General features: G+C 40.6%; 8 protein-coding genes. 4 read left to right on the top strand and 4 right to left on the bottom strand.

Translation table 11 applies throughout. The features are described from left to right. Window positions 1–3: 3 nt before the first annotated feature. Entirely contained in the window at window positions 4–4,470 is a 4,467-nt protein-coding gene (gene gltB, locus AX660_RS11055) for a glutamate synthase large subunit (protein ID WP_068376434.1), read from the bottom strand. A gap of 584 nt (window positions 4,471–5,054) precedes the next feature. On the opposite strand from gltB, the gene arcB reads away from it, so the two are divergent. Then, entirely contained in the window at window positions 5,055–7,400 is a 2,346-nt protein-coding gene (gene arcB, locus AX660_RS11050; RefSeq protein ID WP_068376432.1) for an aerobic respiration two-component sensor histidine kinase ArcB, read from the top strand. Window positions 7,401–7,417: 17 nt separating this feature from the next. On the opposite strand, the gene AX660_RS11045 is transcribed toward arcB, so the two are convergent. Continuing rightward, the gene (locus AX660_RS11045) at window positions 7,418–8,026 is read right to left on the bottom strand and encodes an adenylate/guanylate cyclase domain-containing protein (RefSeq protein ID WP_068376430.1); all 609 of its coding nucleotides are present in this window, start codon (window positions 8,024–8,026) and stop codon (window positions 7,418–7,420) included. 12 nt (window positions 8,027–8,038) lie between these two features. Beyond that, on the bottom strand, window positions 8,039–9,262 hold the full coding sequence (locus AX660_RS11040) for a C1 family peptidase (RefSeq protein ID WP_068376428.1): 1,224 nt from the start codon (window positions 9,260–9,262) through the stop codon (window positions 8,039–8,041). 101 nt (window positions 9,263–9,363) lie between these two features. Here AX660_RS11040 and AX660_RS11035 point away from each other — a divergent pair, with 101 nt between their 5' ends. Genes AX660_RS11035 through AX660_RS11025 form a run of 3 tightly spaced genes read left to right on the top strand, consistent with a single transcriptional unit; the run spans window position 9,364 to window position 12,566 of the window. After that, window positions 9,364–10,554, top strand: a complete 1,191-nt coding sequence (locus tag AX660_RS11035; protein ID WP_068376426.1) for a hypothetical protein — start codon at window positions 9,364–9,366, stop codon at window positions 10,552–10,554. Between the two features lie 34 nt (window positions 10,555–10,588). Next, window positions 10,589–11,731, top strand: a complete 1,143-nt coding sequence (locus AX660_RS11030; protein WP_068376424.1) for a hypothetical protein — start codon at window positions 10,589–10,591, stop codon at window positions 11,729–11,731. 4 nt (window positions 11,732–11,735) lie between these two features. Further along, window positions 11,736–12,566: a hypothetical protein gene (locus tag AX660_RS11025; protein WP_131811787.1), complete on the top strand. Its 831-nt coding sequence runs from the start codon at window positions 11,736–11,738 to the stop codon at window positions 12,564–12,566. Here AX660_RS11025 and AX660_RS11020 read toward each other — a convergent pair whose 3' ends face one another. Continuing rightward, a complete protein-coding gene (locus AX660_RS11020; protein ID WP_068376421.1) occupies window positions 12,567–13,580 on the bottom strand; it encodes an LPP20 family lipoprotein in 1,014 nt (337 codons plus the stop codon). It abuts the gene before it with no gap. Window positions 13,581–13,610 lie beyond the last annotated feature (30 nt).

Raw genomic sequence — 13,610 nt, 5'->3', positions numbered from 1 at the left:
CCCTTATTGAGCCTGCAAACGCAGTTCTGCAGTTGAACGACTGATGTGACCCAGTAAGTTTTTAACATCACTCGTTTTTGGTTTAACGAGTCGGAATCTTGGTAACTGCTCAGCAAAATTGGTTAACAGGTTCAGCGCATGCTCACTACCGGTTAATTCGTAATGCTGATTAATTAAGCCTCTCAAATGCTCGGACAAAATGACTTTGTCACCAATTTCTAGGATCTCAACGAGTTCTTTATTAACACGGTTATCAAGGTCATTGAGCTCATCTAAGATATAAGCAAATCCACCAGTCATACCGGCACCAAAGTTAACTCCAGTCGAGCCGAGTATGGCAACTATACCACCTGTCATATATTCGCAGGCATTATCACCAGTGCCTTCAACTACGGCGATAGCGCCAGAGTTACGCACCGCAAAACGCTCGCCCGCACGGCCAGAGGCAAACAATTTACCGCCTGTCGCACCATATAAACAGGTATTACCCATAATCGCACTGACATGGGGATCAAAGGTGATATTTTTCGGTGGATGGATAACCAATTGGCCGCCTGTCATACCTTTACCTACGTAGTCATTGGCATCGCCAACTAAATGCATTTCGAGGCCGCCGGCATTCCATACACCAAAACTTTGGCCGGCAGTACCCGTTAAGTGGATTTTGACTGGGGCATCGTGCATACCATGATTACCGTGCACTTTGGCGATTTCACCCGATAACAATGCACCCACCGAGCGATCGGTATTGCGAATGGTATAACGCAGCTGAGTACCTTTACCGGATGTTATGGCAGTTTTAGCATCGGCGAATATCTGTAAGTTCAATTCACCTTTGTCCAAAGGTGCATTGGTTGTTTGTAAACAAAACAAACTCGTATGGGATCCGGCCTTAAATTTAGCTAATAAGGGGCTTAAATCTAATTTATTCTGTTTAGCCGTTTTTCCGTCTAGTACTTTCAACAACTCGGTACGCCCGATAAGGTCATCGAGTTTTTGCACGCCTAAACTGGCCATAATTTCTCGAACTTCCTGAGCAATAAATTTAAAATAATTCATTACCATTTCAGGTAGACCGATAAAATAATTGTCACGTAATTTTTCGTCTTGAGTCGCCACGCCTGTCGCACAGTTGTTTAAGTGGCAAATTCGCAAAAATTTACAACCTAAAGCAACCATAGGGCCAGTACCAAAACCAAAACTTTCAGCACCCAAAATCGCCGCTTTAACCACATCTAAACCAGTTTTTAATCCACCGTCGGTTTGTACCCGAACTTTATGGCGTAAACCATTTTCAACCAGGGCTTGCTGAGTTTCAGCTAAACCAAGTTCAAAGGGGCTACCGGCATATTTGACTGAAGATAATGGGCTTGCGCCAGTTCCGCCGTCATAACCAGAAATAGTAATCAAGTCGGCATAAGCTTTAGCCACACCTGTGGCAATAGTTCCAACGCCTGGCTCAGATACTAATTTGACCGAGATCAAGGCTTTAGGGTTGACCTGTTTTAAATCAAAAATCAGCTGAGCCAAATCTTCGATAGAATAAATATCATGGTGAGGTGGTGGTGAAATTAAGGTCACACCTGGCACTGAGAAACGCAGTTCTGCAATGTAGTTAGTGACTTTATCTCCGGGTAGCTGACCACCTTCACCGGGTTTTGCACCTTGGGCAACTTTGATCTGAATAACTTCAGCATTCACTAAGTAATGGGGTGTTACTCCAAAACGACCGGAAGCCACTTGTTTGATTTTAGAGTTTTTCTCGGTATTAAAACGCTTGGGATCTTCACCACCTTCACCTGAGTTTGAACGACCACCTAAGCGATTCATGGCGACAGCCAAGGCTTCATGGGCTTCAGGACTCAAGGCACCAATTGACATGGCAGCGGTATCAAAACGTGGGAACAGATTTTCCGCTGGTTCAACTTCGCTGATATCAATGGGCGAGCTGTCAGGATTTAAGCCTAACAAATCACGGAAATGAGCAGGCGCACGACCATTTACTAAGCTCGAAAATACTTTGTAATCATCATAGTTGCCACTAACGACCGCTTTTTGCAAACTGGTGACAACGTCTGGGTTATAGGCGTGATATTCACCACCGTGTACGTATTTCAGTAAGCCACCATGAGAAATGGTTTTGCGTTTTAACCAAGCAATACGTTGCAGGTTAATTTGATCTTGTTCAAAATCGTCAAAACCGGCACCTTGTATGCGACTTGGGATACCTTCAAAACACAGTTTAACCACGTCTTTATTAATGCCGACTGCTTCAAATAGTTTTGAGCTACGGTAGCTGGCAACAGTACTGATGCCCATTTTCGACATGATTTTATACAAGCCTTTATTAATTCCCTTGCGGTAATTTAAGGTGGCTTGCATCACATCAATTTCGATATCGCCTTTTTCAACCATCTGTTCAATAGTTTCATAAGCCAAGAAAGGATAGATTGCCGTCGCACCTAAACCAATCAACACGGCAAAGTGGTGAGGATCGCGGGCAGAAGCGGTTTCAACCACTATGTTGGCATCACAGCGTAAAGCTTTATCAATTAAACGTTTTTGTACGGCACCAACTGCCATCGCCATAGGAATAGGCAATTTATTGGCTTTAATTTCACGATCAGACAGGATCACAAAAGTCGCTTTTTTAGTTTTGACTAAGTATTCCACTTCATTACAAATACGTTCGATGGCTTTTTTCAAGCCTTCTTCAGGTAAGTAGTTAAGGTCCACTTTTTCTGAATAATAGTGCTCTGCATCAAACTCACGTAGTTGTTTTAAGTCTGTATACATCAAAATCGGCGAGTCAAACAATACGCGGTGAGCATAACCTGAGGTTTCGCTAAACACGTTTTGCTCACGACCAATACAAGTGGCCAAGGACATAACGTGATTTTCACGCAATGAATCAATTGGAGGGTTTGTTACCTGAGCAAATTGCTGACGGAAATAATCGTAAATAACCCGATGTTTAGACGACAGCACGGCCATAGGGGTATCGTCACCCATTGAGCCAACGGCTTCTTGACCATCTTTCGCTAGCACTTTAATGATTTGCTGCATTTCTTCGTAAGAATAATTAAACAGTTTATGGTAAACCGCCATCATCTCGTCGTTGAATACACGTTTGCCTATATGACTGGCGTCACACTTTTCGATAGGCGCTAAATGTTTAATATGTTTGTTGATCCACTCACGATAAGGGTGACGTTCTTTTAACTCGTCATCAATTTCAGTGGAGCGCCAGATTTTACCTGTGTAAGTATCAACCGCTAACATTTCACCTGGGCCAACCCGGCCTTTTTCGATGACATCTTCTGGCGCGTAATCCCAAATGCCCACTTCTGAGGCAAGGGTAATTAAACCATCTTTGGTTAATACATAACGAGCAGGACGCAAACCATTGCGATCAAGGTTACAAGCTACGTGACGACCATTGGTCAGTACTATGCCTGCTGGGCCATCCCAAGGCTCCATGTGCATGGAGTTAAACTCGTAGAATGCACGAAGATCATCATCCATGGTCTTGTTATTTTGATAGGCAGGTGGCACTAACAAACGCATGGCACGGAAAATATCCATACCGCCGGCTAAAAATAGCTCCAGCATGTTATCCAACGAAGATGAATCTGAGCCTTCGAGGTTGACAAAAGGCGCGGCATCTTGCAGATCAGGTAATAATGGCGTAATAAATTTATTGGAACGTGCACGCGACCAATCGCGATTACCACGAATAGTATTGATTTCACCATTGTGCGCCAAAAATCTAAACGGCTGGGCTAGTGGCCAGCGCGGTAAAGTATTGGTAGAAAAACGTTGGTGGAATACACAAATAGCCGACTGCAAACGTTCGTCAGCTAAATCCAAATAGAATTTAGGCAGGTCGATAGGCATGACTAAGCCTTTATAAATCGACACCAAACCGGATAAACAAGCAACATAAAAATCGGGATCGCTGACTAGGCGTTTTTCTGCTCTACGTCTGGCCATATATAGACGGCGCTCAACATCACGTTTACGCCAGCCAGAAGGAGCATTAACAAACACTTGTTCAATTTGTGGTACGCCAGTAGCGGCCAAATCACCTAATACTGAGTGATCAGTAGGCACTACACGCCAGCCGACAATACCTAGAGTTTCACGCTCTAACTCTTCAACCATCACCTTACGAGCGGTTTCAGCTAACTCTGGATTTTGTGATAAAAATATCATGCCCACAGCGTATTTTTTGCTGAGTTTCCAGCCGTTTTCCAGTGCAATGGCCTGAAAAAAGCTATTGGGTTTTTGCATCAACAGACCGCAACCGTCTCCGGTTTTACCATCTGCGGCAATACCACCACGATGTTGCATGCGATCAAGCGCATGAATGGCAGTACTCACAATTTTGTGACTGGCTTCACCCGTAGTGTGGGCGATTAAACCAAAACCACAGTTATCTTTTGAATCATTGGGATGGTATAAACTCATTACCTTAACTCCTTCAACCTTCGACTGGGTCGGTGCTATTTATGTTTAACTGCTCTTAAGGCGGCATTAATGCACGTTGATACGTGAGTTGGTTTATTTATCCCAACCCAAATGCCTTTTTCGTTCGTAATTATTATTGAAGATACCAGTCGAGTATCGAATATTTATATTAAGCAGGCCTTACAAAATACCGAGTATAGTTTTATAAATCAATTGCCAAGTGTGTCATTCGTCATAAATTTATTCTAAGTTAGCTTCGTTTTTATAAAAAAACCTTAAAAATCATATAAATAAAATTTATCGCAGACTTAGTTATAAGCTATAAATAAAAGCAAATTTACGCTGGTATTTGTAAAAAAAACGTTAATTAAAACCTGATTAAATGAATTTATAATTCTTAAAATAAGAATATTAATGCAATAAAAGTGCATAAAATATTATTTTTATTGGCGGTTTGAACCATTCTATTATGGGTTAGAGAAATAATAGCTAAGTTGTGCAAATTGTATCATTGACCCTATCTATAAACTTGTTAGCATGTTCGGCAATAAATCGACTAAACCCTGCCTGAAAGAGATAAGTCCATGTCTGTAAAACAAAATCCTGAACCTTGGGCCATCCGTCTTGCACAAAAGATCCACCGTTTTGGCGCGATGAAAGCCAGCATATTGTTTGTCATTTTTACCCTGTTATTTACCTTATTGGGTTCGTATTTATTACGTATTGCGATTAATGATGAAGCGGATATCGAAGACTTTATTAGTGCTATTTTTCTGACCATGTTGAGTGCGCCTTGGGTATTGTTCTTTTTTAGTGAGTTGGTCAAACAACTTGAGCAATCAAGAGAGCATTTGAAGGATGTGGTCGCTCAGCTTGAGCGCTTGCGTGCAGAAGATGTATTACTTCACCAAACTCTGCAAAACAATATTAAGCAGTTAAATCACGAAATCGAACAACGCAAAAATGCTCAACTTGAGCGCGAAAGTGTCTTTACCGATTTAGAACGTGAGATTAAAGATAAATCTGAAAAAGAGCAGCAAGCTTTGCGTTTGTCGACTTTGCTACGCTCTATCATTGATGCCTCGCCCGACCTCATTTATTACCGCAACGAAGAAGGGCAATTTGCCGGATGCAACCGAGTTGCTGAGCAAATGACCGGTAAAACTGAACAAGAATTAATAGGTTTAACCCCTCATCAGGTTTTTGAAGAAGAATTGGCGCGTCAAGTTGTGGCCAGTGATCACGAAGTACTGGAAAAAAACATCAGTACCACAGAAGAGTTATGGTTACGTTTTGCTGATGGTAAACGCCGTAATTTTGAAATGCGTAAGGTGCCATTTTTTGGTGCTGACAATAAACGCCTTGGTTTACTGGCCTTTGGGCGCGATGTCACTGAGCGTAAACAAGCAGAAAATGCCGTCGCTAAAGCAAGTAAAGATAAAACCGCTTTTATTGCCACTATCAGCCACGAATTGCGCACTCCTTTAAATGGTATCGTCGGTTTAAGTCGCATGTTACGTGACACTAAATTGACCAATGAACAGTTTGCCTGGGTGAGTACTATCTATGCCAGCGGCATCACCTTGGGCAATATTTTCAATGACATTATCGATTTAGATAGGCTTGATCGTGACAAATTAGAGTTGTCCTTAAAAACCATTTCACTGAAAGATTTTACCAGTGAACTGAGCAGCATTATCGAGTTGTTGACCGATGATAAAGGTTTACAGTTTGAAGCCGTACTTAGCGAGCCTTTACCTGTTTTGATTGAAGCTGATGGCACACGCCTAAGGCAGATATTGTGGAATTTGTTGTTCAACGCGGTCAAATTCACCCAAAAAGGCAAGGTATCATTGCATATTGAAGCCGAGAAGATTGATAGCAATACCAGTATGGTGAGCTTTAAAGTGTGTGATACAGGGGTTGGTATTCCTCAGGCTGAACTATCTAAAATATTTGCGATGTATTATCAGGTTAATTTGCCAGAGCATCAAAGTGCCACAGGTACCGGCATTGGTTTGGCTATCTGCCAACAGATGGTGTCATTGATGAATGGGGAAATATCAGTCAGCAGTGTTGTGGGTGAAGGCACTTGTTTTACGGTTAAATTACCTTTGGCTATCAGCAAACGCCCCATCCAAGTGGAAGAGTTACAAGTAACAGGTTTGCAGATTTTGTTAGTGGAAGATATTGAACTTAACGTAATGGTTGCCAAAGCACTGTTAGAGAAGTTGGAACAGCATGTAGATGTTGCCATGACAGGTACTGAAGCGATCAATATGGCACGTAACAAACAATATGATTTGATCCTGCTCGACATTCAATTACCTGATATGAATGGTTTTGAAGTTGCCAACGTCTTACATGAAGAAAGTCTAGTAGAACAAACCAGCATAGTGGCCTTGACGGCTAATGTCATAAAAACCCGTCAAGAATACTTGGATAATGGCATGGATGATGTCATTGCCAAACCTGTTAAAAAGAGTCGTATTATTGAAGTGTTTAATGCGCTGTTTGCTGAGCAACCCAGCAAGCCTTATCAGCCGGTTGAAGAGCCAAAATGCGATAAATTAGATGCCATTCTAGATTTAGATTTACTGCAAATGTTAGTGGATACCATTGGGCATGAGATGGTCAGAACCAGTGTTAAAGTGTTCCAAGAAAATATCCCTGAATATCTGGAAATACTGCAACTTAGCCTCAGTGCTAACGAAAAGGATGAAGTATGTGGTCAAGCCCACAAAATCAAAGGCGCTGCAGGTTCGGTAGGTTTGGCACGGGTACAAAAAATTGCTAATCAGATCCAGCAGGGCGATCATCCCGCTTGGTGGCAAAACGTGCATGATTGGGTGGAAGAATTACATGAAGCCGCTAACCAAGATTTACAGAAACTCATCAACTGGGTAGGCCAGCAGGATATTGATGATTAATATACGAATTTAAGTTGTTATTCATTCGCCAATTTATAAGTGTCTATCGATACATCAGATTGCATGACCTGTAATTGGGTAAAAGTATATTGATGTTGAGATAACATAGAGAAGGCTCTTTGAGTTAGCAATACATCCCAAGGTTCAGCCGTATCTTCGCCTAATTTACTGGCGAGATTTACGGCATCACCAAAGAGATCTTGATCATTAATATTCAGTATTTTACCAAAATCGATCCCGGTACAAAGCTCAATATCCCAAATTTCAGGTGTCTTAAGATTGTCAATTTTCATCTTTTTGTTGATCTCAATGATGCAATATAAGGCATCATCTACGGTGTTAAAAATCGAAAAAGAGTTGTCAGCAAGAAACTTGATCAAGGTGCCATTATGTTTGGTGACCGCCATAGCAATAATATCTTGCATTCGTTTGATCATGCCAAGGTAATAAATAATGCCATGCTTTTTTGTCACTTTGGAAAAATGAGACATATCAGTTACCAACACAGCTTTAGTTTGTTCGAACATCGCCCAAACATCCTGCTCCACTTGTGGCCACAGGTCGGGAGTTAAATCTGCCATACTACCTAACAATCTATATAGACGTGGGTGTTCGATTAAATTCACGGTTTTTCCTTTTTATAATGCAGTTAAAAGCTCAACAGACTGCAAAGAAGCATGTCCGAGACTGTGTTTTTTCATCCAATTTTCGGTCAAACAGCCATATCCTCCGCGGCCCCAACCATCTCCCCAACTATTGGCTGTGATAGCGCAAAAACGTCCTTCACTGGCCATGGTTTCAGGTAATCGAATAAATCCAACCAGTAATATGGCGTGGCCTCCGCTGTGACTATTACGCTTATTATCGTATTTTCCTTCATCTGCGAGGCTGACAAAGCCCTTACCTAAAGAGAAATTATCAGACAGAGTAAATCCACTCATCACAGGTCGATTAGCACTTATTTCATTAAGCAATTGGTTAAGTGCTACATCCGCTACAAAGTCTTTAGCTTTTACACCGGGCACTGCTCTGCAGCCAGAAAGTGGTGTTTGAGTCTCATTAGTGGGATCTCCATAGGCAACATAAGGGCATTTATCTTCAGGCAACAAACCGGTTTTATAAATCTTAGAGGCTATAAGACCGTTAACAAAAGATGATCCTTGGTTTTCCTTGGTACCAGCGCAAGCAGGATCTTTACACTTAGGTTTACTCATCCAATAAAAATGTTGTTCTGAGTAATCTTTACGTATGTCATTCTGGTTCAATACGACTTCTATCGCTCTTACACCAGCAAACGCAGCACAAGTACCTCTACTCGCTTGATTCCTAATAGCAATATCCAATGCACCTGGAATGACATAAAAATCACCTGCTTGCATCGTGTTTATATTCAAATTTTGTTGGGCGGGAGAACTACTCTCAGGATCATTTACTTTTTCTACATTATCGAAATCGAATGTAGCGTTTTCATATTGCTCTACTTTAGTTAGAAAATCAGCTCTTGCTTTCTCCCATCGTGCCACTGTCTCTTGATATTCTTCATGCCATTTTTTATTCGTATCTGCAAAAGTGTTTTCCATCGACTGTTTAATTTCATCGTAACTTTGCTCATTGTCGGCAAAAAAGTCATCGGAGAAAAAATCCTTTTGCTCATCATTGTTTGGTTTTTGTTCGGGAGGGGCAGGCAGTTCAATGCCCATTTCTTGCATTAATCCTGACACGATAAACAAGGTATATTTGCTTTGGTTTTGGGGTTTGGTATGGGGCAAGGCTTGATATTCTTGGGCACTTACGAAAGTGAAAAGGATCGTTGAACTGAGCAAAATCGACAAAATAAGGCGGTAAAAAAAAGAAGATTGCATTGATTCCTTCCTGTGCTTTTTATGTGCATTGTTGATTGTATATTCATTTTACTTTACATAATATAACCCCAGTTGGTTAATAATTAAATGCTAGGTAATTAATGAACCCAATGATACGGAAGTCTTATAACACAACATTATTTAATCTTGTGTGTTTTGTTGTCTGTGCCTTTATTTGTATTGCTAGTCATGCCTCTACTCAAGGTTCTGCATCATCTTATCGTCCTAACGTTTTCTATTCTGGTATTGTTTATTTAGGCAATTTTGACCAAATAAAAACAAACTATCCTTACGCCTTGTCCATCAATCAAGCAATTAATGCAGTTGGTTTATTAGATCAGCGCTTTAATCAACTTATACAACAAAGTTCACCACAACATTTTAATCTGCATTTTGGCTTAGCCGACCTAAAAAAGGGCCAATCCATAGCAATGGCACTGGCCTTTGAAAGTGAAAATGTCAGCACTGAGGTGATTGGTAATAATCGCAAAATAATAGTCGAAGCTGGGGCGCAATTATTCTTTTTTGATTTTGCTAGCATGACGTTGATCGCAAATATTCCACTGAGCATGGCTAAAAACCATGTCGTCGCCAAAGAGCTTAATTATCAGGAGCAGTTACCCCGTCTATTTTCTGAATTGTATTTAGGGCTTGATGGCGGCGACAGTTTGTTAACGATGGCGTTTAATTTGCTTGGTTCAGCCAAGATTAACTTGAGTAAACCTCTTAGGTTCCAACTTGAACAAGTCAGTAGCAGTGAAAACGTCCAAGTATTTATGCCTCAAAATATTACCGCTGTGCGTTTTAACCAGTTTATTGGACAATATTTTTCTGCCCGTTTAGCCCATCAATATAATATTTCTGTGCTGCCTTTTACTAAGGGGTATGCGATTGGCAATCAAATGGCCGGTAGATTTTCTAATGGTTCGGTATTCAATCTTAATCTACCAACACCAGATTATGTATTTTCGCTAGAGCTGTTGGATTTGAAAAAAGCGCCTTACAAAGACGACTTGATGTATGCCAGTCGACTTGCTTTGAGCATGTCACAACAACACTCGGGCAAAGTCTTTATTAACGAGGTATTTCAATATGCGGTACCAAAGTTAGTTAGCGCAAATATGACACAAATCGATGACTGGTCAGCTTTTCATGATGTGATCGAAGTGCTTATTGATGAGCTCGTTGAACAACTCGGTTCTCCTAACAAAAAATGGTTTAAATCCCATGCGAAAGATAATCAAGCCTATGGAAAATTTACCGTTAAACAGGAGTTGTTCAGCGCCAAATAACACCCTATCTATCAACTACTAAAGGAATTGAACAGTGAAAAAACATCAGCTTTTAATGACCTTAATTTACACTTTTTGCATTACCACATGCTTAGTGACAAGTAAGTTAAACGCATCGGCAATAACACTCATTAGCGCTGCAGGAGATGTGTCGGTTGCAAAGGCAAATGCAACTTTATCCACAGCGGAAGCAGTAGGTGTGGGCGAAGTGTCTTATTCTTGGAGTGTTGATAAAGATGAAACGCGGCAAGCTGAAAGTAAAGCCTTGCAAAATGCCGTGGAGTCGTGGGTCGTTACGCAACACAAAGCCCATTACAGCAACTATAAAAAGGTGAAAGACGAGATCGATAGCGATATCAAATCTTATGTACTTGGTTTTGACATCATTGATACAGAAAAAAATAAAGAGAGTAAAACAGTCCGTATCACCTTACGGGCAAAAATTAATGAAGTGAAGATGTTAGATAAGTTAATCAGCCTTACTGATGATCAAAGTGGAAATGCATACATTACCTTTGTCTTTGTTGCACGTGAACATGCTGGTAGTGAAAGCTATTCAGAGCAAAGTAGCAGTATCACTAAAGGGCAGAAAAATAATATTGAACAAAACAGTTCTAACAATCAATCTGCCATAGGTAAAAGCCAAACCCAAACAGTATCCACTAATACCCGCAACAAAGAATTTGCCGATGAAGTGGTTTGGCGTGTCGCCACCACTAACGAAGTTGATGTTGCCATGGGCGATGTATTTACAAATGCCAATTTTAATGTGATAGACGCGGGTTTGTTAGAGGAAGAAACGGGTTATTTGTTAGAGGTGAAAAATTTTATAAAAGATTATGAGCGCGGCGACGATTTAACCTCTGTCACAAAAAGTGATGCGTTGAAGGGGCTTAAGGGCTTAGAAGACCCAGTAGAATACTTAGCCATTGGTACCTTGGACATTGATAAAACCTTGATAGACAGCGTGACAGGTAATTACAAAGTGCCCGTTTCGGTTACGGCTCAAGTACTTGCGGTGTTAAAACGTGGTTCTGCGGTGGCTAAAGTAGGACCTGTACAGTATTTCGGGATGGGGCCAACGGTAATGGTGGCACGCAATAATGCGTTGAAATTAGCCGCAGAGGACGTAGCAAACACATTAGTAGCAAAATTAAGTGCAAAAACAATAAGGTAAAATAATGATGAAGAGCATACATTCGAGCGCGTTAGCTATTGGTATATTAATGACCTTAGTGGGTTGTGCCGCAACAGAAGATTTAATGAGTAATCTGTCTTCTAAAGAATCTTCTCGCCCCATATGGGCAGATGAACCACTTATCTCAGGGGATCAATGTGATACGTTAACAGTAGATAATATCAAAAGCTTCTTGATTAAATATTCACAAGCAGAAGATCTTGAGTCTAAGTCTGATGAGTTTGGCAACGAAGCGATGAATACTTATACCTTGGCGTCAGTTCTCATTAATCGTTCTCAATTGTGCTTGTCACATGCCTTGGCGCTGAAATCAACGACTGAAAATCTGTTAAAAGAAAAAGCCATCCTACTTGGTGGTACCAGTTTAAGTAAAAAAGAAATTGCGCAGCATCGTGAATACTCACAAGCGGCTAGTAAAGAAATAAAAGCCGCTAGCGCACAAGTGGATTCCTTGGCACCCGAGCAGAAAAAAAGTTTAATTTTGGGCATCACAACCTATTTAAGTGGCACCTATACCACTATGAAAATTAAAAAAGCAATGGTCAAATATGTAGATAAAACGTCAGACAAGCTTTCTGCCACTGCTAAATCAGCCAAATCAGATTATTTAGGCTCAGCAATGGATGCTGTCTCAGGATCGTTTAATTCGGTGTTAGGGGATGGCAAAAAGATCTATGACATTGTTGCTGGACTGCCTCTACATGGCAAAAGCTTGTATGAAACAGGTACTTATTTTATTGAGTATGCCAATCAACAGAACTTAGATTTACCTTCAGATACGACAGATGAGTTTTTATCGACGGTGGATTGGTGATTATTTGCTACTAATATTTAATAGTGCATCCAACGGCAATTTATTCAATTGCCGTTGGATGCTAATGGTTGCTTTTTCAAAAGAGGCAACGTGTGAAACATAGTCTCTACCTCGTGCGCTAAAGTGGTTTGAACCAATATTTTCGTTATTGTCAGCAGTGGTTTCTATATAAAGTTCAATTTGGCTAATAAAGGCATTTCTATCATCTTCTCGCTGTTGTTTAGTTAGGGAAACTGCGATGACGGAATAGGGAGCTTGTGTATTTTGTTGGTCTAACAGTTTTAAACCTTTGGCGGTCAATTGTTCCTTAATAACCGCGGCCAAAGAGTCGTCTACGTCGTTGAAAGTCACTAAAACAAACTGATTGTCTAACAGGGTATTTAATAAACTTTGGTAATGGTTATAAAGAGAAAAAGCCGTTTTAAAGTCAGTTCTCGGTTGAATAAAGTTCGATTGTACTAATATGGCTTTAAGTTGCTCATTTTTTTCCAGCAAGGGTTTTAGTTTGTCAATGTGCAGTAGTGATGGAACCGTGCCTATTTGCTTGATGTTTGTTGCCATTTCTTTGTCTACTTTGAACCAATGTGCATATAAATCTTTGGCGAAGGCTAAGCGATCTAATTGTACAAGAGTCCAATAAATATTGTTTTCTGTGTCACTTTTGGACACGTGGAAATGATTAAGCCGAGTTCCTTGAACTTCGACTTGGGTGTTAATTTTTACATCACTGGTTATTTTTTCATTTAATACACGCTGAGCAGAAACATAACTCTCTTTAACATTGGCATTAAATTTTGCGGCAATGTCACTGAGTGCATTTTTTTTAGCTGTTTCGAAATCAATGCCAGAACCAATACCATAAATAAACTTGTCGTCATCCAAGGGGGGTTGCTTAACCCAGTCAGGTAGAGCATACAAGTTTGCTGAGAACAACATGATGAGAAGGGTAAAAAACCTTGAGAGTAGGATATTTTTAATTATATGAACAAAATTTAAACTGGTGCTTAATAGCATTAAATCCCTTCCTTGCTTTTGTGACAGTAG

The sequence above is a fragment of the Paraglaciecola hydrolytica genome, from assembly GCF_001565895.1.
Lineage (GTDB): Bacteria > Pseudomonadota > Gammaproteobacteria > Enterobacterales > Alteromonadaceae > Paraglaciecola > Paraglaciecola hydrolytica.
Note: the sequence above shows the minus strand (reverse complement) of the source record. Positions and strands in the feature narration are given on the sequence as shown.